Source organism: Flavitalea sp. (genome assembly GCF_035489435.1).
In the GTDB taxonomy this organism is placed as follows: Bacteria; Bacteroidota; Bacteroidia; order Chitinophagales; family Chitinophagaceae; genus DATHKG01.
In genome coordinates this window covers 25,762-50,218 of sequence record NZ_DATHKG010000026.1, presented here as the reverse complement: position 1 = coordinate 50,218, position 24,457 = coordinate 25,762, and the positions used below count along the sequence as shown (strand labels likewise).

Below are 24,457 nucleotides of genomic sequence, written 5' to 3'. Positions count from 1 at the left end.
CAACCGGGCGATAAAATGGATGAACCCAAAACTAAAAGATAACTACCTCTTAAGCTTCTCTTTGCTGAGATAGTTTCTTTATTACCATAGGTAGTAATAGTCCTTGCCCTATGACGCTATACAATATTACCATAAATGTAATGAACAGGATTTCCGCGCGCATAGGAAACGGAGAGCCGTCATCCATTGACAGTGGCAAGGCCAGAGCAATCGCCAATGAAACAATGCCCCTCATTCCGGAAAGACTTATTATGATACTTTCCTCGACACTGATGAGATTATTTTCAGAAATTCGCCCCCTTTTGTTGAACCTGGGGTTATTCAATCCTTTCTCGATTTTTTTCTTAAAAGTGAAAATACGCCATGCGCGGATTACAATAGCGGCAATGGTAATGATTAACGCGTAGAGACAGTAGATAGCTATTGAGTATGTGTCCAGGTCGGAAATCACTTCTTTCAATTCTAACCCTATCAGGATAAATATCATTCCGTTCAGCAAAAAGATAACCATATCCCAGATGTTTTCGGACTGCAAATTCATTTTTTCTGAAAAATGAATTTTGCCTTTCGACGAAATGACAAATCCTAAAACAACTACCGCAATTACACCGGAAACATGGATTTCTTCAGCTAAAAGATAGGTTACAAATGGGGCTAACAACAGAAAACTATTTACTGCGGTAGCATTGTGCCTCACAATGCGCAAAAGAAATCCCATTACGAAAGCCATCACAATTCCGAGCAATGCTCCGCCAGCTATCAGGATCATAAAAGTCAGTCCGGCCTTCCACCATATAAAAGCCGCTCCCGCAACAGAGGCAAGAGCAAATTGATAAGCTACCAATGCCGATGCATCATTCAGAAGGCTTTCACCTTCAAGAATAACGCTTGTTTTATGTGAAAGACCAAGATTTTTGGTAACCCCGATGGCGGCAACGGCATCTGTAGCCGCTAAAATAGCTCCTAGCAAAAAAGCTAAGGACCATGTCATTCCCGGAATCATAAAGCGACATAAAAGCCCAATACCTATCGTTGTAATAAATACCAATCCGAATGCCAGTGTACCAATGGTTGAAAATTGTTCTTTCAAATCTTTTTGCGGGATCTTAATGGCGGCATCAAACAGCAATGGAGGTAGTACGAGTAGAAATATAACTTCAGACTCGATATGCACAGGTTTAAATCCCGGCATGAAGCTGAAGGCGATTCCTGAAACGATTAAGAAAATCGGGCTTGACCAATTCAGCCGCTCTGCCAGTGCAGTCAGTAAAATTATCAAACCTAAAATAACCAGTACAATGCTATAGTGTTCCATATTTTTACAGGCGGCATATTCGCGAATTCCACGGCCAGGTTCTGAAAGACGGTGCCTTGCGCTGGACATCCTGGACCAGAAGATCAGGGCCTGGATCGATTCGAAACTTAAAACCAAATAAAGACAAAAATTCTGACTGATATATATGCGCAATAATTTGTTCGTAATTTTTTTGATGTCTAGTATATATTATTTTGTAAGGAGTTTATAGATCATAAAACAAATACCCGAAACAGCCAGCGACTCGCCAACTCCTATCCACTCATCGCCTCGCAGGGTTAGGGCTCTCGGTACATGCAACAAAAGGAACCAGCCAAATACCTGGATTCCGGAAAGAAGTGCAGCTAACTTTTGAGTTTGAGGATCAGCAGTCCAATACCTCCCAGGATTAAGGTTGTCCCGGTAAAATAAGTAAAGAACAATGGGAAGGGGATAAATTCCGGGATCAGGCTTTGAACAAACTCAGCATATTTAAAATGTGCAACGCCGCAATCCACAAAAAATACAAAGAGAATGATGAGATTAAGCCAAATAACTTTCTTCTGATACTTATGATAGTTGCTTAGCGTAGTTAAAATCAGGAATGCACCGCTGATGAGCCACAGCGTTTTGAACCCGTTAATATGATCGCGCCATAAATTAAGAATATGTCTACTCGTAACAAGCCAAAAGATGAGGTTAGCGATCGTGAGCAATGCTGCAGCCCGATATCGCTCCAGGTATAAAGCCAACACTGCAATCAGAAACAAGGCTCCCGATATATAGGCCATAAAAGGATTAAGTCCTTGTAAGAACTCTGGCAGTGGTCGTGGCCTTGTCATTGCAATATCTGTCTTCACAAAACTGTAAATAGCCAGCTCCGCTATAGCTACCAGGTACATATATTGCGATGTAAGCTGAAAATTCTTCGAGAAGCGATTTTTATTATTAATTGTGGCGTCCATAAATTATTTGTTGTTGAAGTTACCGGAATTACAAAGAAGAAAAACTCGTCAATGCGTCATCTTTCTTTAAGTCCACTCAGAACGCAAGTAACTTACAGGATTTGAAAGGGTAGATTTAATCACCTGGACATCCCTTTCATAGACGTTATAAATCCTTGATGCATTCTTATGAAAACCGCACTTGAAAAATAACAAAAGTTAGATCGATTAAATTGTTGCTGTTATTGGTGACGTGGGTACAGCGCTGGCGAGTAAATCAATTGTTTCAATAGCATATAAAGGAACATTTACCATCCAGCCCTCGGGCCTGTAATCGGAAAGCGATGCACGGACCGCGAGTGCCGGCATATATTTATCGCAATACACTTTTAAACTTTTTGCCTGAAGATTTTCGGCGGCCTTTACCTCTATCGGGATCACTTTGCCGGTGTGCTGCACCACAAAGTCCATTTCCGCTTTTGCGTTGTTTGGCGTCCAATAATAAACCGGGAGACCGGGCAGGGTTAGAAGTTGCTGCAGAACATATTGTTCGGTGAGCGCTCCTTTAAAGGTTTCAAAGATATCATTGCCATCCAGCAAAGTTTTGACATCCAGGCCGGTCATGGCAGACAACAAACCTACATCTCCTAAAAAGAGCTTAAACGCACTCAGTTCTTCAAATGCTTTTAATGGAATACCTGGATGCGAAATGTTATGCACTTTATGGATCAGCCCGCAGTCGATCAGCCAGGACATTGCCAGTTCATATTCCTTTGCCCGGGCACCGCTCCGGATTAATCCATAAATGAATTTCTTGTTTTCCTTTGCAAGTTGAGCCGGGATCGAGTTCCATAGCATACGGATCCGCGGAATAATGTCGGTTGGTGCATGTTTAGAAAAATCCTGCTCGTAGCCGGTTAGTATTTGTTGTTGGATCGTCCGGACCAGTTTGAAATCGCCATTTGTGACAAATGAACGAACCGCCTCCGGCATTCCTCCGATGAAGTAATACTGCTTCAACCGCTCCATGAATTTTACCTTGAAGGTGGTAATCAGCGGCCAGTCCGGTACTTTCAATAACTCCGCCAGCGGTTTTTCTCCTGCGGCTTCCAGGAATTCTGAATAACTTAATGGGTAAAGTTCCAGGAAATCTACCTTCCCAACCGGAAATGACTGGTGATTATTCAAGGCGACGCCTAGTAAAGATCCGGCTGTTACGATGTGATAGTCCGGGGCATTTTCCTGGAAATATTTCAGTGAGCTAATGGCTCCCGGCGCTTCCTGGATCTCATCAAAGATTAGCAGCGTTGTGGCTGGTACTATGGTAATGCCTGTTTCAATTTGCAGGGCCGTCAGGATCCGCCGGATGTCAAAATTATCTTGAAAAAGGCCTTTCAGGTTAGCGCTGCTTTCAAAGTTGACATACGCCACCTGCTCGTACTGCTGCCGTCCAAATTCTTTCATCAGCCAGGTTTTACCTACCTGGCGGGCACCGCGGATGATCATCGGTTTTCTCGTCGCAGTTGCTTTCCATGTCTTCAAAATCCTCATTTCTGCCCGTTCCATTTTACATTATTTGGTACTAATTTATGTTAAAAATCACACTATTAAGTACCAGTTTTGTTTAAAATCCCAGTAATCTGGACGACATTTTCTAGTTCGCTATAAAATAGATAAATACATATAAAGAAATAAATGATTTTCAAAGCACTTATCTGACATAAGCTGGAGAAGTTAGTCAATTGCCGTATTGAAATTTTAGACGGATCCTGAAATAAGACGAGATATCAATTGGTCAGTTTTTTTTCACTCTATCGTTCTGAATATGCCCGATAATCGATCTCTTAAATTGTAGCGGCGCAACTCCATATGCCTGCTTAAAAACCCTGATAAAATGGGAAGCATTTTCAAAACCGGTTTCAAACACCAGTTCATTAATATTTTTATCAGTCACTTCTAAGAGATATTTTGCGTGTTCCAATCTTCGTTTCAGAAGCCATTTTCCCGGCGTGCATTGAAATGTACTGATAAAATCTTTTTTGAATGAAGTAATGCTTCTACCGCTCAGATACGCGAATTCCTCCAGTTTCATATTGTAAATGAAATTAGATTCCATGATTTCCCTTATAGAGGTTTTACTCCTGTCGCACAATGATTTAAAATAATTGCAAAGCGACTCATTGTGAGGAGATAATAGGAGATCGAGGATTAACTCTTTGAATTTTATCTCTAATAAATTCCCGGGAGGTGGTTCCTGTTTAGCAAAATAAGACAATACAGAATGAAAATAAGAAGGAAGCACCTCGTCTAAGCAGAGGTTAATAACTGAGTCTGTGTTTTCTATTGTGTATTTTTGAATAGGAGCAGAGCTCTCTTTAATAACACCACTGATAAAGTCATCAGGAACAAAAATCATCAACGAACAAAACCCTTCTTCAAAAAACTGGTGAATAATATTTGCTCCCTTTTTTACAAAAATAGCCTCTCCTTCACGAACACAGTATTCGGCACGAGCGCTTTGCCACATTTTCTTGCCTCGCACTGCATACAAAAAATAATTATACTTTGACCATACTTTTACAGCAGCTTGATCTGCTACACACTTGTATTCCAGGAAAAGAAGATCATTTACCTTAAACTGTTTGAAAATACTGTTGCCGCTTACAAATTCCAGTAAGTTGAACATTGTTCCTCCACGTGTGTATAAAAGTTAAGCATTTTCTGGCTTAACTCCTATATTTTATTTTCCTAACTTTTTTCCGGTATTTAGGAGACTATTTCTTTTGTGGCCGTTGGCTTGAAATTTTTCACAAAATATTTATCCCTGATAAATGTGATTAGTTCATCATTGAATTTCAACCGCTCTTCCAGAAATAGCGCATGCCCACTGTTTTCAAACGCAATCAATTTTGAATTTGCTATTCCCTTATGTAATTGTTCTGCCAGTTCAAATGGGCAAAGCTTATCGAGTTTTCCATGAAAAATGGCTGTAGGAATTGTTATTTTCTTAAGATCATCCCTGATATCTGAATCCCTGATCATATAGAGCCCCTGTTCCATTGCGTATGGAGAAGACTGAAATTCGATTCCTGCAAGCCAATCAGATATACTTTTTGGTAACGCTGTTTCTGATGCTGCAAACAATTTTCCAAATTCTTCTATTAGCTGTGGGCGATTTACAGAGTTCAGTTCAATCAAGCTATTTAGAATTTCGATTGGAAGACCATAAGGAAAATCATCTTTGCGAACCTCACAAGGTGCAGCTGCTCCAAACAGGGCCAATTTGCTGATGTGTTCATTATTGTATTTTGAAGCAAAACGGATAACAGTGGCACCCCCAAATGAAAAGCCACCCAGAACAGCATTGTCGATTCTCAGATCCTCAAGAACAACTTTAATATCGTCCGCAAAAACGTCATAGTTGTATTTTCCGTATGGTTTATCCGATTGACCAAACCCCCTCAACGTAATACCAATAGCCCTATAGCCATTTTCCATTAGGGTTGCATATTGATACTCATACATTGCATCGCTGAGTGGCCAACCATGAATTAATACTACGGGACTTCCTTCGCCCAAATCGCTGACATGAAGTCTTACATTTTTTTCAACTTCAATAAATTCAGAGCGCCCCAAAGCAGCTCTTATATTTGAAATTTTCATAACAATAATTTTTACAAAAGATGATAAAATTTATTTACAGGTAAATGTAGTTACACATTTATTGGCAGCATGTTCTGTGTAGGCTAAAAAATGTGCTGTGAAGGCTAAAAAAATCAATCACCTTGAATAAAACCTGATAACTGGAAAAACAAATGTTGTCAGACACGAAATGCCTTGTTTGTATTTAATAATTTACATTTGTGAAGCGTCATAATTACCAATCAATGCACGAATCTCTTATCAAACACTTCAACAATTACACTTCAACACCGCTTACCGTCAGGGAGATAGAGCTGATTAAAAATACTTTTGTATCCAAAAAAATAAGGAAAAAGCAATACTTTTTGCAGGAAGGCGAAGTGTGCAAATACGCTGCATTTATAGTTAAAGGCGCTATGCGACAATACAGTGTTGATGAGAAAGGTGTAGAACACATTGTTCGCTTGTTAATTGAAAATTGGTGGGCTGTAGATCGCGAAAGTTTTGTGATGCTCACTCCTACGGTTTATAATATTGATGCCTGGGAAGACACGGAAATACTGCTCGTTACAAAATCCGATTCATTGAAACTGCTTGATCAAATTCCGGTTATGGCTGAATGGACAAGGAAGTTGGACGAACATCATGCTTTTGCTTCTCAAAAAAGATTGAACGCTACTATCAGTTTTACGGCTGAAAAACGCTACTCCGATCTGGCAAATACCTATCCCGATTTTTTACAACGCTTTCCACAGCACATGATTGCTTCTTTTCTGGGCATCACCAAAGAAACCCTCAGCCGGATACGTCATTCAGCAGGATCAGGTGGACAGGCAGCGAAAAAATAAGATCTCTGCTTTACATTTTTTATTCTCCTCCCGTTCTGTTATCATTTGTCAACAGAATTTTTTATCATTTGTCATCGTTTCTCCCATGTTCTTTCATGCAATTTTGCAAGTAGTTGATATTACAAACTACTAAGGAAAGATATTATGGGAATATCATTTGGTGTTATCGGTGCTTCCCAAAACAAAAGGAGATGAAAAAGAAAATTAGTTTCACCACAAAAGGAAAAAGAGCCGACATAGGCGAATATATTATTCAGCGAATATTGCCAAACAGGTATACTAATGCAGTAGGTCCGTTTGTATTTCTTGACCATGCTCTGCCAATTAAACATTCACCTGGTGAACCGATTAAAAAAGCAAATGGAAAAGGAGCACACCCTCACAGAGGCATTGCTACGCTAACATATATTGTTAGCGGCGAAGCTGAACATCTTGACAGCAGGGGACATCACGCCAAAGTATCGTCAGGCGGAGCACAGTGGATGAAAGCCGGCGATGGTATTATCCATGATGAAGTGGTGAATGTTGACCATCAAACCAACGATCTGCTTACTCATGCTTTTCAATTCTGGATCAATCTGCCTTCCAAACAAAAAGCCGAACCACCTGAATATCTATCGATACAGGCAAGCGAAGTTCCGCAACAAAAGCTGAGTAATAATAGCGGATGGATCAAAGTAATTGTGGGGGAGTATAAAAACCTGGTGTCCAAAATCCCTAATTATTCAAAACAGTTTTTATATCACATTCACCTGGGCTCCGGAAGACAATTTTCAATCACAGCAGAAGAAGGATTGGAATATGCCGCCTTTCTTCCGCTGCAAAATGCAGTGATCAACGACACAGAATTCGGAAAAGGTGAATTCATTGAGTTTGACAGGAACGAAGGAACAATTGAAATGAACAACAACTTAAAAGATGATATTGACATTATTGTATTTGGCGGTGAAAAATATGCAGAACAAATTGTATTTGGGGGCCCTTTTGTGATGAACAGCAATGCTGAAATAGCCCAGGCATACAGTGATTTTCATGATGGCAAATACGGAGAAATTGATTACAGTAGTGTAAATTAAAAATATCTAAGACGGTTTCACAAAAGCAAAAATTATACTTTATACAAATAATATGGAAATTGGAGTTGATAGTTTTGCCGCCATGTTTAGCGGCAATCGCAGCAAATTCATTAGTGATACGGATGCACTTGGTCAATTGCTTGACAGAATTGAACATGCAGACCATGTCGGCCTTGATGTATTTGGAATTGGGGAGCATCACCGCGGGGGGTTTCTTGATTCTGCGCCTACTCTTATTCTTGCTGCAGCCGCTGCCCGTACAAAGCATATCCGCCTTACAAGCGCGGTTACCGTACTTAGTGCTGCCGACCCGGTAAGGGTATTCCAAAACTTTGCGACACTGGATCTGATTTCCCGTGGGCGGGCTGAAATGGTAGTTGGACGTGGTTCCTCCATAGAGGCTTTTCCGCTGTTTGGCTATAACCTGCAGGATTATGACGAACTGTTTGCCGAAAAGCTAGACCTCTTACTTAAAATTCGTGATGAGGAGTTTGTTACCTGGTCAGGTAAATTTCGTCCGGCTCTTAAGAACCTGCCAGTATACCCAAGACCATCGCAGGATTCCTTGCCCATTTGGATTGGAGTAGGTGGTACACCGGAATCATTTATTCGTGCAGGCACTCTCGGGCTGCCGCTGATGGTTGCCATCATTGGTGGTGAAACACATCGTTTTCGCCCATTGGTAGATCTATACCGCGAGGCCGGGAAAAAAGCAGGGTATAAGCCTGATCAATTGAAAGTAGGAATGCATTCTTTGGGCTATGTGGCAAACACCACCCAACAAGCGTTAGATGAATTTTATCCGGGATATGCGGAGACAATGAACAAGGTAGGTAAAGAACGTGGGTGGCCGCCTGTGACAAGAAGCCGGTTCGAGGCCCAGGTGGGACCCGAAGGTGCATTACTTGTTGGTAGTCCTGAAGAAATCGCGGAAAAGATTCTCCGTCATTCCGATGCACTTGGCGGAATTTCAAGGCTTACTTTTCAGATGGATGCTGCTGAATTGCCGCATGAAAAATTAATGCAATCTATTGAGCTGATTGGTACACGTTTAAAGCCATTGGTTCTGGCTAAACAATAATAAAATTCAAATAAAAGAATAACATAAATCAAATACAAAAAATCATGATTAAAGTAGCTATTATTCTCGGAAGCACTCGTCCCAACAGAAATGGCGAGGCAGTTGCAAAATGGGTTTATGAACTTTCAAAAAGCAGGGATGATGCAGAATTTGAGCTTATCGATCTCAAAGATTTTGATCTGCCGCTTCTTGATGAGCCCATACCACCGTCTATGGGACAGTATACTAAACCTCATACAATAAAATGGGCCGAAACGATTGCATCTTTTGATGGTTATGTTTTTGTAACACCTGAATACAATCATTCAACTTCAGGGGCATTAAAAAATGCTATTGACTATCTCTATAAAGAATGGAATAACAAATCTGCCGGCTTTGTAGGATATGGAAGCCTCGGAGGAGCCCGGGCAATTGAGCATTTAAGGTTAATAATGGCTGAATTACAAATCGCTGATGTGAGGATTCAAGTGTCCCTGTCAATGATTACTGATTTTGAAAACTACCATGTTTTTAAACCCGCATCATCTCATCAAAAAAATGTTCATCAAATGTTGGATCAGGTAATTGCCTGGGCCAATGTCTTAAAATTATTAAGAACAGAAGAAAGCTATTGATACGAGCTTATACGCTTCGCCGCAATGTAACCCGAAGCATCTGATTACTTTACCAGACCGGATGACGAAATAAAAACCATTTCTTCTGTATTAACTATCGTTGATGGAAAGTATTGCATCAAAAATCGCGATAATGCCGATTGCAACTAACCCTATATGTACGTAAAAGAAAAATCTATCGATTTTAATTCTGTGATTTAACCACCTACCCAAATATATCCCAGGAATCATTACTGGAATAGATTTTAGGAAATAGCCTATGACTTCACTGGTTATTAAATCCTTAAAAAAGTAGCCGACAACGGTTATCAGACTGACCGGTAAAAAGTAACCTTGCAAAGTGGCTCTGAATTCTTTGGGAGACCAACCTTTCAACTGTCCATAAATCACCAGTGGAGGTCCATTTATTCCATAAGCACCACCCAATACACCTGAAATAATGCCGCATACCCAAAGCCATTTTTTATCATTCTTCAGTTCATTAGAAATAGCACTTTTATTTATCATGCCCCATATTGAATAGATAATCAGCACAAGACCTAAAAACATCTTGATCAATTTTTCATTCCCATAGATTAATATTAAAAGACCTAATGGGACGCCAATTATTGCAGCTAAAACTAAACCTTTTGCACTTCCTACGTCTATTTTACGATGATCTTGAATGACAACTAATAACGCGATTGCCACTGATAGTAGCACCGATAACGGTACTGCGATATTCAGTGGCAATAATAAGCCTAGCAAAGGTACTGCTACCAACGCCTCTCCAAAACCAAAAGTCGATCTAACTAAAGTCGCTAACAAATTAATCAGTAGTACCTTAATCAGTAATATATCCATTCAACTAACTATTGTTATTTATATTTTGATTACAATCACTCGTTTATTTATTCAGCTTTCTATTTATTTTCTTTCCTATTCTTAAGAATTCGTCAACAGAATACTTTCCGCTTCCTGTAAATATCAGGCTTAACAACCCTGCTATATAAACTATATTGATTTCATATCCCGGAGGGCCGAATTTTGGTCCCGTTTCAGATAATCCAATCGTATTTACAGTACTAAATCCATAATGTATATGTATTGTAAACATTGCCACTATCATAGTAATTATCAAAGGAACAGAAATTATCCGGGTAAATATTCCTGCTATAATAGCTATCCCTCCAAGAAATTCCAGGTAGGGCACTATTTGTGCATTTAGATTCGCCATAGGTACCCCAATTAAATTTAATAATTTTTCAAAGCCACCTGTTCCTCTACTTATTTTTGCCCAGCCGTGCACTAAAAACCCAACTCCTAATGCTACACGCAAAATCAGAATTCCCCAGTCTTGATTTTTTTTTAAGTAATCCATTTCTAATTTTTGATATAAATTTCCTTGTTATACGATTTGCCAATCATAGTCTATTTGCTTCTTCTTGAGTAACATATTTAGCCTTTACACTATGGTATAAAAGGAGATTGTAAAGTTATAACCGCTATGATATTCAGGAAATGACAGATTTTCCCGAAAGATTGACAATATTTCCCGTTATCAATTTTTAGAGCCAGTATTGGGTAACATTCCTCGACATCCCACAAAGATTTGGAGTAGATATGCCAATGTTTTATCAAGTAGGTAACAACAACCTATGAATAATACTTTAAGATAGTGTCTTAAGATTTTGTAAAATTAAAATTCGGGGTAATCTGTCAGGTCATAGGGAAATATGGATAACTCAATAGCTGATATTGAGAACTACTTTTGTTCAATAGAATTTTAAAATAAAATAAAATGAACTAAAAGCAAATCAGAATGTAGAAGATGGTGGTGCTACAGAAGGCATAAAAAGATAAAACCCAATAGTAACAAGGAAATGATTGGCATATGGTAACCGAATTCGAAGAGAAAGCTACACTGGCGCGATTCATTATGCATGTAAATAGCGATAAATTAAAAGGGGCGGGACTTCTGAAGCCTACCGCACCTATAAATACGTTTGTTTATAACAATGGTGAGGAACAGAAGGTAAAAATAGACGAAATCGAATACACGATGCCTGCAGCGTCCATTTTACCATTAGTATCAAATCAAAATTTCAGATTTGAGCGCCTTGAACATTTGGTTGCCTGGCAATTCAATAGAGAATTTTATTGTATTGTGGATCACGATGCAGAGGTTGGTTGTGTGGGCTTCCTTTTTTATGGAATTGAACATCCTATGTTTATTGTTCTGAATGCACAAGAAAAAGAGGAGATGGTTAACATAGAAAAAATGTTCACTATGGAATGGTCCACAAAGGACAATTTCCAGGGCGAGATGTTAAGAACTCTGCTCAAGCATTTAATAATCAAAACTACAAGAACTGCTAAACAGCAAAGTGAAAGTTATAAAATATTTCCTGACGAGAAAATGGACACAGTGCGTAAATTCTCGTTGTTATTGGAAGGATCATTCAAAAGTGAACACGGTGTAAAATTTTATGCTGATGCACTAAATAAATCTCCAAAGACATTAAGCAATAGTTTCGCCCTGGTTGGCCAATTGGCTCCCTCGAAAATTATTCAGAGTAGGATTGTACTTGAAGCAAAGCGATATCTACATTATACGGACAAAACCGCAAAGGAAATTTCATATGAATTGGGATTTGAAAGTCCAGCGCATTTTAGTCGGTTTTTCAAAATGCATACAGGAACAAATATTTCAAAGTTTAAGGAAATTGAACCTTGTGAAAAAATTCGGCATCACGCAACCGGTGATCGGTAAGCGCGTCAAAGTGATGGGCGCCAGTGTTTCGGGTATTACTGTTTTACTATCAAAAGATCTTTTAAAGCTGGTGATGATTGCAATTGTTATTGCCACTCCCGCAGGCTGGTGGGCAATGAACAACTGGTTGCAGGACTATCAATACCGAATCAGGTTAAGCTGGTGGATGTTTGCGCTCGCTTCGGTAATTGGAATGGGTATTGCGATTCTAACCTTAGGCCTACAGGCCGCGCGTGCAGCTTTGGCGAATCCTGCTAAAACGTTGAAAAGCGAGTGAGCATCATCCGATATTCACCAATAAATGGTAACTACTGGTTTATGTAAAGCTGGTATCTCAAGTGTCAGCAGATTGTCCTGGAACAAATATTCACGGACAGGTTTACCATTGATCAGAATCCTGGAAGGCTTCAACTTGCTATAAGCTTTAAAGGTTCCACCTTCATATAAGGTAACCGAGATGTTATTGTTTTTCCATTCTTCCTTTAAAATAGTTGCAGGTGCATTGTATTTATCTGTTAAACCCAACGCCGCGAAATTATTCTTCAGTGGAACAATATAATATAACTGGTAACCCATCCTGGACAACTTAACAGGAAACTGATCATTGAATGTCGCTTTCTTTATTGATTTTGAAAAGTGTTCATATATAATGAAATCGTTCCCTTTGATATTCCTTATATCCGATGCTTTTATTATTCCTTCCACTGAATTGGCATCAGCTGCATTCCATACACCCAATAATCCTGCATTTCGAACCATTGAAGAGGCTTTAAACAACTTTGCGTCCTGGACCTGGAACAAACAGTCATCGGTGGGTAACAAAGGGGTTTCAGATTTAATGATCCGGCCATCGGAATATATAAGAGGACGCAACACATCGAACTTTTGTTCGCCAATATTATCCGTTATATAAATGGGACCGCAGTTGATAGCTCTTGCAACCGCATGGAATATTGCATTCGGATTATGTGACTGAAATATATCAAAATCAGGATAGACCATTTGCCCGAAATAAATCGAATTGTAAATGGCCTGTAGTACATGCGCTGCTGCATTACCATGTTGAAGATTATAGGTTTCATTTTTTTTGTAGGGGAAATAATCTTCACTGGTACGGGCAACAGCAGATGAACCGAAATTCAGATAAGCTTCCGCGGTCATATCCATACAATTGATTACCGCACCTTTAAAATGTTTATCGGCTGATTTATATAAAGCTTTGTGCATGGAATCGGATAAACTGAAAATCGGATAATTATCTACTGCCATTTTCTCAACTGCCAGTTGATTATCAACTTTCACAAAGTCAAATCCTTCCTGTTTTAAATAGCTATGCCATGTATTATAAAATGCGCTTAGCGAGTCACTATCCGGCCTGATGAAATGATATGTCTTATCGGGCTCAAGCTGTTTATCTGGACTCTCTTTTTGTTTCCAGGAAAACATAGCCGAAGCAAAATGTTTTCCAAGTTCTGAAGCTGTATCAATCCCATTCCAAAGTCCATTGAATGTATGCCAGACACCCATATACTTAATACCGTATTGTTTTTTAAGTTTATCCAATACGGGTTTAAATCCATTTGGAAATTGTTGGAGATTGGGTGTAAATGATTGCAGTTTCCTGTCACCGGCCTGAAACCATCCATCATCTACCAGCATCCATCCAAGAGGAAATTTGTTCGCTGAAAAACTTTCTGCTGCCCTTAATAGCAACTCCTCGTTTAGTTTTTTTCCATTGTCAGACGCATTCCAGGTGCACCAGCCTATATAATTAAATTGTTCAGGAAACTTTTTTAAGGAACGTAGATTTTCACCCTTACCCATAAATTTTAATGAAACTCCATAAATCCGTTCGAAAAGTTCAAATGGATCTTTGCCAAATGCTATAGCCATAGACGGAACGCTGTCTATGTTTTTATTATCAGCATAACTTATCGATTTACTTCCCCATTTTGAACCGTTACTTCCAATGGTGCTTCTAAAGCCATTACCACTCAGCGGCACTGCCGCTCCGTAAACTCCGTCTTCATATTGCCAATAGTAAAACTGAACATCATCCACGGGCATATTTGACGCTGCAGCGATTGCCATTGGTTTTGTCCAGCTGTTCCAGGGTTTATACCGCCAGAGAGCAACGCCTTGTTTGTATTGCGGAGCTTCGTCAAAAAAAATACCGGCAATCTCGTTAGCTTTCAATGGTGCGGGCGGCATTGCCATCCATAAAAGCGTTACATCGTTTACCAGCTGGTATTTTACAGAAATGTCCTTATGGTTTATAATTGTAGCAATTCCTCCCGAAAGCCTTTCTTTTTTATTCCATTTCAGAATAAGTTTATTTGAAGCGGATATAACCTCTGTGTGTTGAGAATAACTGTAAGATGCTGCCAGCAAGAGAACAAAAACCAGGAACTTTTTCATTTATTTATATTAACAACTTCATTTATTGATATTAACAACGGGAGTTAATTTATTTGCTTCTGAGCTTTTATTTTCTCAAGCAGATTTTTGGTCATTTGTTGCATCCTTTGATCTGAATTAGAAAAATCCAATGTATCCTTTTGCCTTCTCGGATGCTGGTATGCCGGTGTTTTAGCTAATGGCTGAACCCAGAAACAGGTACTTGCATTAAATACAAAATTTCCTTTCGGTGTAGTATAAATGGTAGCAACATAGTTTTCGGGATCTTTTCCGAAGCCCAGGGCATTTACTTTTGTTTCAGCCAGTACCACCAGGTCTTTTTGGTTACCGGTAGGACGTCCATGATATTCCCATCCAACAAGATTTGCAACACTATCTCCTTTTTTCATGCCTGTGTTTTCAAATAACCAATGATCCGGTTGTTCGCAGATAAAACTACCATATCCCACGCCATAGGAACTGGCTCCCATTAAGTCCTGTTCATTTTTAAATTCGCGTTCGGGAAGGCGGCCCGTAGTCCTGTTCGCCCGTTTATCGGTAGAAGGTTCCAGGTATACGGTTCCATCCAACGAATTGCCACTTAGAAATAAAAGGCTGACTCCGGCATCGCGCGCCTTCTGAACATTGTTGAACATATCATATGTCCAGTACTCATCATGACCTACTGATAAAAATCCTTTGGAGCGTAACAGTCCCGCTGAGTCAGAATGCGTATCGATATTTGAAATATAAGTAACATCATATCCTTCTTTCTCCATCCAGTAACATAAAGGATATTCCCATAGCAGAAATTCACCGCTTCCATTTGATAATGGATTAAAAGCAGAAGGCAGCTCATTTACATAGATGGAATAGGGGCGGTCAAAGCTTATTTTGGCACCATTTGTATTTGACCAGGGAACATGTCCTTCATCGTACATACTGTTCCAGTATGGCCAGCGGTTATAAGCCTGCCAGGTTAAGTCAGAGCACTGAAACATAAAGTCTGATTTCCTGTCATCTTTTACAATAAAAACAATGTAAGACTGAAACCGGTCCGGCATGCTGGTTAGTTTACATATATATACACCACTTACCCAATCCGGAGGAATGACCAACCCATAAGTTGCATCCCATTTGCATTCAAGAAAATTGGACTTTGGATCTGGCTCCGCATTTTGTTGTATCGTTCCCTGCAAAGGGCCAATTGTCTTTTTTAAATTACCTCCCTTTCCTCCATAATAACCCATCCGGTAAATATCAATCGTGAACTTTGATGAGGGATTGGTACTTACAAAGAGATTTATGGAATCACCTTGTTTCACACTTGTTTGAGACGCATAACCTTCTATCTGGGGTCTCCTGCAAAACCTGTGATCCGGTAGTGGGCAGGATTCGTTTTTTACATCGATCAGCCAATCAGTTGTGCCGGGCAAGGTATTCTCTGTAAATATTACATTTCCTTTTGTTCCTTTTACATCGACGGGATCGCCATTTGAACAGGAGCCAAGTATAAGGATAGCAATTAAGTATAACAGGTTTTGTTTCATATAATTTAAAAATGGTTAGTAATATTAAGATCTGCCCACAACCGGTTCAATAAAAATCAGGTCGGCATCAGTTTTCGGTTTTAGAAAATCAAGGTCGCAACCTTCATCTGCCTGAAGTACTTCCCTGACATAAAGCTTTGGATAACCTCTTGTATGTATGGAAACAGGTTCTTTCCAGTTTGCCTTTCTATCAGCCAGTTCCTGATCACTTATGTTAGTCGTAATTGTTCTTTTTTCAACATCGAGTGTTATTTCATCGCCGTTTTTAATAAACGCCAGCATGCCACCGACTGCCGCTTCCGGCGACACATGTAATACAACGGTGCCGAAACTGGTGCCGCTCATTCTTGCATCGCTGATCCTGACCATGTCAGTTATTCCCTGCTTCCTTAACTTTTTAGGTATTGGTATCATTCCCCATTCTGGCATACCAGGTACCGCTTTCGGACCGGCATTGCGTAAGATCAGAACACTTGAAGCATCAACGTCGAGTGTTTCTTCATCGATCCTGCCCAGCATATCTTCATAATTTTCAAATACCAGTGCCTTTCCTGTATGCTTTAATAAATGAACAGAGGCTGCAGCGACTTTAATAACTGCACCTTTTGTTGCAAGATCCCCGGTTAGTATGGCCAGCGTTGGCGCTTTGTGCACCGGTCTGTCTATTCTCCTTATCACATTTTCATCAGCTATATCAGCACTGCCTAATGCCGATTTCAACAAATTGCCGGTATATGTTTTAACATCATAATCTATAAAATCTTTCAGCTGCATCATTACAGCGGGTACACCACCGGCCTTGTCAAACTCATCAATCAGCAGGTCTCCGGCAGGCTGTACATTCACAATGCAGGGAACTTTGTTACCAATCTCATTGAAGATATCCGGATATAACGAAATATTTCTCCGCCCCGCAAGGGCCGTTAAATGAATGATGGCATTTGTGGATCCTCCAAGCGCCATGCATACTGCAACCGCATTCCTGAAAGCCTGTAAAGTAAGGATATCCGAGGGCCGTAGATCTTCGTGAACCATGGATACAATTCGTTTTCCGGCATCTCGGGAAATTGCAAATCTTTTTTCACTATCCACGGGCAATGTACTTAAGCCCAGGGGCATTATTCCCAATGCTTCCAGTATACCATTCATTGTTGAAGCTGTACCCATCGTATTGCATGCGCCGAAACCACAACTCAATGCTTTTCCTATTTGTTCCCATTCATCATTGTTTATTCCACCCGTCCTTAATTCATCCCAGTACTTCCAAAGATCTGTTCCACTTCCCAGTCGCTGCCCTTTATGTATGCCTGCTTTTTTAGGACCGGCGTTTAATTGAATGGCGGGCAGGTTTGCACTGATTGCCCCCATCAATAATCCGGGAACAGTCTTATCACAATTTCCCAGCAATACTATACCGTCAATAGGATAGGAGCGAAGGTTTTCTTCAACATCCATTGAAAGCAGATTTCTATATAAAGCAGCAGTAGGCTTCATCAACTCTTCACCAAGGGTTATCACCGGAAATTCCAAAGGGATCCCGCCCGCGGCACGAATGCCGGATTTCACTTCTTCGGCCACCTGCCGAAGACTCATGTTGCAATTATTCAGTTCGCCCCAGGTATTTGCAATACCGATTACCGGCTGCCCATTATAGTTATCCATGTTGATACCGGAAGCCCGAAGTGCACCCTTATGCAACAAGCCCGTTTCATTTGCGCCCCAAAACCATTTATGACTTCGTAATTCTTTTTTCATTTCCTTAATTAAGACCCGATTCGCAACAGACCGGTTATCAGATCCTGCTGTCGGGAGCCAGCTTTTTAATTGTCAACTGTTGTTTATATTCCAGTATTGTAATAGCAATTGTACTTATCAATACCAGTAAACCGCCCAGGATAGACATCAGGCTCAGTTTTTCATGCAGCCATATAGCAGCTATTGGCAACGCAAAAAATGCGATCAGAAAGTTGGAAAGTGACACCTGTATTGCTTCCAGATTCTTTAAAGCCTTAAAAAATAAAATCATTGATAAGAAATTATGGAATATGGTGAGCAGACCTAAACCAATCCAGGTATTTACCGTGTAAGAAGGAATCTGCTGAAGGGTTGCGCCTTCGTAATGCCACACTAATGGAGCGAGCAGAATCACCATAAAAATATATGTATAGAAAAGCATTTCCATCTCTGTATAATCTTCCGATATTTTTTTACAAATGGTATTGTAGAACCCACTTCCAAGCACACCCGCAAAGATCAAAGCATTTCCAATGATATACTGCGTACTAAAGTTAACGCTGACAATATCTTTCAGTGAGCATAGGACCACTCCAATGATCGCGATGAAAAAACTTACCCATCTTAGTCTGTTCATTTTTTCTTTCAATAGCACAACTGCCAGCAACGCAGAAACAACAGGTAATGTAAGGCTGATAATTCCCGCATTACTGGCCGTTGATTGTTGCGTTCCAAGGGTCATTAATACCTGGGCAGGAAATTGTCCTAACAGGGCGAGCATTACAAAAATTTTCAGATCACCTATTTTCCTTTTTTTATTTGCCTTCACATCTTTATAAACAAACGGGATCATGAAAACAGTAGCAAGAAGCATTGGGATAAAGACTGTACTGAAGGCTCCTATCTGTTCCTGAACCAGTTTTATACAAGTAAATTGCAATGACCACATCAGGTTACATGCGAACAGGGCAGCCCAGGATAAATAAGATTTCTTCATATGACTTGATATGTTTCTAATGTCGGTTTATGGTTCTGGCTACAAAATTGTGCATGAAATCTTTAATGCAACGAGTAAGTAAAAATAGTTTACAATTATAGGTATAAATTGTAAACATTATTATATTTTCACTAAAGTTTTAATTAAATTATAAAGGAACCATGAATGCTAATCGCGATCGCTTCACAAATCAACATGTTCTGATTACAGGTGCTGCAAGAGGAATTGGATTAGAAATAGCCCGTCAGTTTGCAGCCGAAGGAGCTGTGCTTTCTCTTTTTGATGTTCACAAAGATAATCTGGCGGGTACAGCTTTAGGATTTAAAAACGAAGGAACCCGTGTATATACTTATTGTGTGGATGTTGCTGATGGCAAGGCCGTACAGTCTGCAGTAATGCAGGCTGATCTTGCTCAACCCATTGATATCCTGATCAACAATGCCGGCATAGCATCAGAAACTCCATTTTTAGGTATCGATGAGGTGGAATGGAGGCGGATACTTGATATAAATTTGACAGGTATGTTTAACGTTGCCCAAGCTGTGTGCCGTTTGATGGCTAAAAGAAAGAAAGGAGTAGTGGTGAATATGGGTAGCAAAAATGGGTTGGATGGTGAATTTGGATACGCTCACTATAATGCTTCGAAAGGTGGTGTTATTATGCTCACTAAAACTATGGCGCTGGAATTGGCCCACCTGGGAATCAGGGTCAATGCTGTTTGCCCGGGTTATATCCAGACACCGATGTCAAAAGAAATTGATTCGCCGGAGTTCACAGAAAATTTCGTGAGACAGTATATTCCTATGAACAGACCAGGTACAGTAGAAGAAATAGCTCCTGTATTTTTATTCCTCGCCAGTCATGAAAGTAGTTTTATTACAGGTCAGATAATTATTGCTGATGGCGGGCAGTTAGCCGGGCAAAAAGCCGGTGCGGACATGTTGAACAAACTGAAGAGTTATCAGTAACCAGTTTTTTAGTTTTTCGTACCGGCCTTTGCCAACAGATGAAAATTCACTGCTGCTTAATTTTTGTACATGCGATGTCTCACACTTTTCATAGCACTCGGTTTAATGGGTTCATGCAATACCGCCGATACACTATTTGAAAAAATACCTTCATCTTATACCAATATTCATTTTAATAATGAAATAATAGAAAACGATTCCATTAATCCTATCGACATGGAGTTTCTATACAATGGAGGTGGTGTGGCGGTTGCGGACTTCAACAGGGACAGCTTACCGGATCTGTATTTTACAGGAAGCCAGGTGACCAATAAAATGTACTTAAACAAAGGGAACCTGGTATTTGAAGATATTACAGAAAGAGCAGCTGCCGGTAGTGGTAACTGTTGGAGTAATGCAGCTTCAGTCGTTGATGTTAATGCGGATGGATGGCCTGACTTATATGTGTGTACAACAATAAAAAAAGACCCTGCCAACCGAGCAAATCTTTTATACATCAACCAGGGTTTGAATAAAGAGGGTATACCCCATTTTAAAGAAATGGCAAAGGAATATAATCTTGCCGATACAGGGTTTTCTGTTCATGCTGCGTTTTTCGATTACGATGGAGACGACGATCTGGACATGTACCTGGTTACAACTACCCTGGCAGAGCGCAACAGCACACGTTTTGATGGGGGTGGCAATGAAAACAAACATGCGTTATCTGATAAGCTTTATCGCAACAATGGAAGCGATTCTCTTGGTCATCCCTATTTTAAAGATGTATCAAAAGAAGCCGGAATAGGCGATGAGGGATTCGGACTAGGCGTTGCTGTTGCAGACCTTAATAACGATGGGTGGAAAGATATATATGTTACGAACGATTTCTTCGGCAGCGATCTTTTATATATAAATAATGGCAACGGTACTTTTACAGATAAAGCAAAGCTGTGTTTCAGGCATACCTCTCAAAATGCTATGGGTAACGATATTGCCGACATCAATAATGATGGGATGGCTGATATCATTGCAGTGGATATGAACCCCGAAAATAATTACCGTAAGAAAACAAACATGAACGGGCTGAATTATTATGTGCAGGAATCAATGAAACAAAAAGGGTTAATGGTTCAATACGTACGCAATACATTGCAATTGAATAATGGATTGACTGCGCTTGATACCAGCAATCAGCTGTTACCTTTTTTTAGTGATATCTCATTTTATGCCGGCGTGGCAGAAACTGATTGGAGCTGGAACCCATCGATGGCAGATTTTGATAATGACGGGAATAAGGATTTGATTATCACTAACGGATATCCTAAGGATGTGACCGATCATGACTTTGGTGCATATCGTGCCAAAGCATATAAAACAGTATCAAAAAAAGAGCTGATCGCACAGATCCCCCAGATAAAAATTGCGAACTATGCATTCAGAAACACAGGAGACCTTCATTTTGATAATGTAACAACCCATTGGGGCATGAACAATCCTGCATTCTCAACCGGGGCTGTATACGCTGATCTGGACCGGGACGGCGATTTGGATTATGTGATTAACAATATCAATGAAGAAGCTTTTATTTATGAAAACAAATCCGAGAAATATAATAAGAATAATTATCTCAATATCCGCTTCAGCGGTACTGTCGGAAATGTTAATGGTCTCGGTGCGATTGCTGACATTTATTATGGTAATGGCGCCATGCAGACCTTTGAAAATTCGCCATACCGCGGTTATCTGTCGACTGTAGAGGATGTTTTGCATTTCGGGTTAGGTAAAATATTAAAAATTGATTCGCTTGTTGTTAAATGGCCCGATGGCAATCAACAGGTATTACTAAATTTACCGGTCAATCAAACCCTCACTGTCTCATATAAAGATGCGCGGGAAATTAAAGAATCTACAGAAGGACCTGCACAGAATACGCTGTTTGTAAATGCTACCCAAAAAAGTGGAATTGATTATCGCCACAGTGAATTTGATTTTAATGACTTCGACTACCAACGACTTCTACCTCATAAATTTTCTCAGTATGGTCCTTCAATCGCGGCCGGCGATGTAGATAATAACGGTGCAGACGATATTATAATCGGTGCTTCCGGACACAATCAGGGCTTATTATTTTTACAACAAAATGGCGGTAGATTTATACAAAACACATTGCCTGCATCTGCAGAAAAAGATGGTCGAAAACCGGAAATGATGGGTCTGTTGCTTTTTGACGCGGAAGGAGATGGCGATCTGGATCTGTATGCCGTTAGTGGTGGCAGTGAGTTCCCCGCTGACACAAAAAATTACCAGGATCAGTTTTATATAAATGCCGGGAAGGGAAAGTTCCTGCTATCACCACAGGCAATACCCCAGAATTTTACCAGCAAAAGTTGTGTGAAAGCAGCCGATTTTGATAATGATGGCGACCTTGACTTGTTTATCGGGGGAAGGGTGAAACCCGGACTGTATCCAGAACCTGTAAGCAGCTTCGTTTATCGGAATGATTCACGGAATGGTACTATTAAATTTACGGATATAACAACTGAGATAACGCCGGACCTTCATAATGCAGGACTGGTTTGTGATGCTGTATGGACCGATTTTGACAACGATGGATGGCAGGACCTCATCATCGCAGGTGAATTTATGCCGCTGACTTTTCTAAGAAACAATGCCGGGAAATTTGTGAACATAACTCCAACAACCGGCCTGCAAAATTTAAATGGATGGTGGTCTAGCATTGTGTCCGGGGATTTTGATAATGATGGTGATATGGATTATGTAGCAGGTAATCTTGGATTAAATTCTTTTCTGAAAGCTTCCGCGGAAGAGCCTGTAAAGATATATTCCGGTGATCTTAACAACGACCAGGTTTATGATGCGATTATCACATTATTCCTTACTGGTAAAAACAATGAACGAAAAGAATATCCGGTTAATGTGCGGGATGAAATGATCGGACAATTGGTTGGTATGCGAAGAAAATTCCCCACCTATAAAAGCTACGCAGAAGCAGATATAAATGCCTTGTTAACTAAAGATGAATTTCAAAAAGCTCGTTTATCAAAAGCGAATTATTTTACCAGCAGTTATATTCAGAATAACGGCAACAATACATTTGAATTGAAACCATTGCCTGTTCAGGCTCAGTTGGCCCCCATTAACGGTATGATGCCGGAAGATGTGAACGGAGATGGCTTTCTTGATTTAGTCGTAAACGGGAATGATTATGGCAATGAGCCGGTCAATGGTCAATATGATGCCATGTATGGACTCGTAATGCTGGGGGATGGTAAAGGAAATTTTCATGCACTTGCCACCCAGCGAAGCGGTTACTTTTTATCGGGCGACTCAAAAGGACTGATCAAACTGGTTGTTGGCGATAACTACCAGTTTGCCGCAACACAGAACAGGAACAAACTTCAGTTTTTTGAACCACAACGGGCAAATAATCTAATCCGGTTCAGGGATGATGATCTTTTTGGCATTGTTCAATTTAAAAATAGCAGGAAAAGAAAACTGGAGGTTGGGTATGGCAGTTCTTACCTTTCGCAGTCTTCAAGATTTATGATTACAGACAGTACAATGAAATCTATTGAAGTGGTTAATCGAAAGAAAGAGAGAAGAGTAATATCGCTTGTGCAATAGCGTTAGCGATTACGGGCCCGATTCCGCTCCTAATCCATTTCCAGCACAACTGCCTCTCCCCGGGCAAAATGGTGGATAAGTGTTTCTTCAGCTACCAATAATTTTTTGTCTTTAAGAGCTTTAACTATCAGGCGATGTTCAGAATCTGTCTGATCGTAATCGTCCATTCCATTTTGTGACTTTCCGAGTTTCTGGTGAAACAAAGGAATATGCGAAACCCTGTAAACCTGTTGCAGTTTGCTGTTTTCAGAGTAGTCCACCAAAGTTTCATGAAATTTGATGTCAGCTTCCAGGGCGCCGTTAAAATATCCTTTTTTAACCATCAGTGTGAAATCATCACAGATCTTTTCGAGATTGGAAACCTTCTCCTTGTTCATCTTTTTGAAGGCGAGGCGGATGGCTCCAAGTTCGAGTACTTCTCTTAGTTCCCGGATCTCATGTATATCTGCAGGAAGAAGTGGTTTGATATAGTAACCACCTTTTTCACCAAGGATTACTAAATCTTCGCCCAGCAATCGCGTTAAAGCTTCCCGCACTGCCATTCGGCTCACACCAATTTTTTTTGCCCATTCATCCTCTTTTAACCGGGTATTTGGGGGCAATTGATTACTAAGAATTTTCCTTCTTATCTCTGAGAAAGCTTTACTGGCTAATGAGTCTATTTTCATAATGAGTCTCTTACAAACGATTTTTTATTTGTAAACATATTTCTTGTGACCTGGTAAAGATAAAAAAAAGCAAATGATTACAGAGAAACCTTCTGACAATTTTGAAAGAATATTCATGGAACATAGACCCATCCCGCCAAAGACGCAATTTTAACGACTGCTGAACCGGATTTGCATCATTCTTTTTCGGCACCATTTCACACTAGATAAAGTAAGGGAAAATAAATTTCTAAAAAAGGAAAGTGAGAAAGGAAAATTAATTATG

20 protein-coding genes are annotated in these 24,457 nt (G+C 40.0%); 8 read left to right on the top strand and 12 right to left on the bottom strand.

Going from position 1 to position 24,457, the window contains the following annotated elements:
• Window positions 1–49: 49 nt before the first annotated feature.
• The 5 genes from VK664_RS04645 to VK664_RS04625 all read right to left on the bottom strand — a co-directional run bounded on the left by VK664_RS04645 (window position 50) and on the right by VK664_RS04625 (window position 5,901).
• Window positions 50–1,432, bottom strand: coding sequence for a Na+/H+ antiporter (locus tag VK664_RS04645; protein ID WP_461397448.1), 1,383 nt, complete (start codon window positions 1,430–1,432; stop codon window positions 50–52).
• A 227-nt stretch (window positions 1,433–1,659) separates the two neighbouring features.
• Window positions 1,660–2,259 carry a hypothetical protein gene (locus VK664_RS04640; RefSeq protein ID WP_461397447.1) on the bottom strand — a complete coding sequence of 200 codons (600 nt, stop codon included), beginning with the start codon at window positions 2,257–2,259 and terminating at the stop codon, window positions 1,660–1,662.
• A gap of 207 nt (window positions 2,260–2,466) precedes the next feature.
• Entirely contained in the window at window positions 2,467–3,804 is a 1,338-nt protein-coding gene (locus tag VK664_RS04635; protein WP_461397446.1) for an ATP-binding protein, read from the bottom strand.
• 229 nt (window positions 3,805–4,033) lie between these two features.
• Window positions 4,034–4,924, bottom strand: a complete 891-nt coding sequence (locus tag VK664_RS04630; RefSeq protein WP_461397445.1) for a helix-turn-helix domain-containing protein — start codon at window positions 4,922–4,924, stop codon at window positions 4,034–4,036.
• Window positions 4,925–5,004: 80 nt separating this feature from the next.
• The gene (locus VK664_RS04625; RefSeq protein WP_461397444.1) at window positions 5,005–5,901 is read right to left on the bottom strand and encodes an alpha/beta fold hydrolase; all 897 of its coding nucleotides are present in this window, start codon (window positions 5,899–5,901) and stop codon (window positions 5,005–5,007) included.
• A gap of 224 nt (window positions 5,902–6,125) precedes the next feature.
• On the opposite strand from VK664_RS04625, the gene VK664_RS04620 reads away from it, so the two are divergent.
• From VK664_RS04620 to VK664_RS04605, 4 genes are all read left to right on the top strand, one after another.
• Complete coding sequence (locus tag VK664_RS04620; protein ID WP_461397443.1) at window positions 6,126–6,728, top strand: Crp/Fnr family transcriptional regulator; 603 nt, start codon at window positions 6,126–6,128, stop codon at window positions 6,726–6,728.
• A 191-nt stretch (window positions 6,729–6,919) separates the two neighbouring features.
• Window positions 6,920–7,804, top strand: coding sequence for a pirin family protein (locus VK664_RS04615; RefSeq protein WP_461397442.1), 885 nt, complete (start codon window positions 6,920–6,922; stop codon window positions 7,802–7,804).
• Window positions 7,805–7,856: 52 nt separating this feature from the next.
• Window positions 7,857–8,885, top strand: a complete 1,029-nt coding sequence (locus tag VK664_RS04610; RefSeq protein ID WP_461397441.1) for an LLM class flavin-dependent oxidoreductase — start codon at window positions 7,857–7,859, stop codon at window positions 8,883–8,885.
• Window positions 8,886–8,929: 44 nt separating this feature from the next.
• Complete coding sequence (locus tag VK664_RS04605) at window positions 8,930–9,499, top strand: NADPH-dependent FMN reductase (protein WP_461397440.1); 570 nt, start codon at window positions 8,930–8,932, stop codon at window positions 9,497–9,499.
• 90 nt (window positions 9,500–9,589) lie between these two features.
• On the opposite strand, the gene VK664_RS04600 is transcribed toward VK664_RS04605, so the two are convergent.
• Window positions 9,590–10,342, bottom strand: coding sequence for a sulfite exporter TauE/SafE family protein (locus tag VK664_RS04600; RefSeq protein WP_461397439.1), 753 nt, complete (start codon window positions 10,340–10,342; stop codon window positions 9,590–9,592).
• Window positions 10,343–10,385: 43 nt separating this feature from the next.
• A complete protein-coding gene (locus VK664_RS04595) occupies window positions 10,386–10,859 on the bottom strand; it encodes a DoxX family protein (protein WP_461397438.1) in 474 nt (157 codons plus the stop codon).
• Between the two features lie 513 nt (window positions 10,860–11,372).
• On the opposite strand from VK664_RS04595, the gene VK664_RS04590 reads away from it, so the two are divergent.
• Entirely contained in the window at window positions 11,373–12,251 is an 879-nt protein-coding gene (locus tag VK664_RS04590; protein ID WP_461397437.1) for a helix-turn-helix domain-containing protein, read from the top strand.
• A complete protein-coding gene (locus VK664_RS04585) occupies window positions 12,214–12,528 on the top strand; it encodes an ABC transporter permease (RefSeq protein WP_461397436.1) in 315 nt (104 codons plus the stop codon). The genes VK664_RS04590 and VK664_RS04585 overlap by 38 nt, the downstream gene beginning before the upstream one ends.
• Before the next feature lie 14 nt (window positions 12,529–12,542).
• Here VK664_RS04585 and VK664_RS04580 read toward each other — a convergent pair whose 3' ends face one another.
• The 4 genes from VK664_RS04580 to VK664_RS04565 are packed head-to-tail and all read right to left on the bottom strand — an operon-like array spanning window position 12,543 to window position 18,929.
• Window positions 12,543–14,669, bottom strand: a complete 2,127-nt coding sequence (locus VK664_RS04580; RefSeq protein WP_461397435.1) for a Sip1-related alpha-galactosidase — start codon at window positions 14,667–14,669, stop codon at window positions 12,543–12,545.
• A 44-nt stretch (window positions 14,670–14,713) separates the two neighbouring features.
• Window positions 14,714–16,198, bottom strand: coding sequence for a N,N-dimethylformamidase beta subunit family domain-containing protein (locus tag VK664_RS04575; RefSeq protein WP_461397434.1), 1,485 nt, complete (start codon window positions 16,196–16,198; stop codon window positions 14,714–14,716).
• A 24-nt stretch (window positions 16,199–16,222) separates the two neighbouring features.
• Window positions 16,223–17,953, bottom strand: coding sequence for a dihydroxy-acid dehydratase (locus VK664_RS04570; RefSeq protein WP_461397433.1), 1,731 nt, complete (start codon window positions 17,951–17,953; stop codon window positions 16,223–16,225).
• A 37-nt stretch (window positions 17,954–17,990) separates the two neighbouring features.
• Window positions 17,991–18,929, bottom strand: coding sequence for a DMT family transporter (locus tag VK664_RS04565; RefSeq protein ID WP_461397432.1), 939 nt, complete (start codon window positions 18,927–18,929; stop codon window positions 17,991–17,993).
• A 161-nt stretch (window positions 18,930–19,090) separates the two neighbouring features.
• On the opposite strand from VK664_RS04565, the gene VK664_RS04560 reads away from it, so the two are divergent.
• Window positions 19,091–19,897: an SDR family NAD(P)-dependent oxidoreductase gene (locus tag VK664_RS04560; RefSeq protein ID WP_461397431.1), complete on the top strand. Its 807-nt coding sequence runs from the start codon at window positions 19,091–19,093 to the stop codon at window positions 19,895–19,897.
• Between the two features lie 69 nt (window positions 19,898–19,966).
• Window positions 19,967–23,524 (top strand): VCBS repeat-containing protein, encoded by a 3,558-nt coding sequence (locus VK664_RS04555; protein WP_461397430.1) that lies wholly within the window; start codon window positions 19,967–19,969, stop codon window positions 23,522–23,524.
• A 29-nt stretch (window positions 23,525–23,553) separates the two neighbouring features.
• On the opposite strand, the gene VK664_RS04550 is transcribed toward VK664_RS04555, so the two are convergent.
• Window positions 23,554–24,192 carry a GntR family transcriptional regulator gene (locus VK664_RS04550; RefSeq protein WP_461397429.1) on the bottom strand — a complete coding sequence of 213 codons (639 nt, stop codon included), beginning with the start codon at window positions 24,190–24,192 and terminating at the stop codon, window positions 23,554–23,556.
• Window positions 24,193–24,457: the final 265 nt, after the last annotated feature.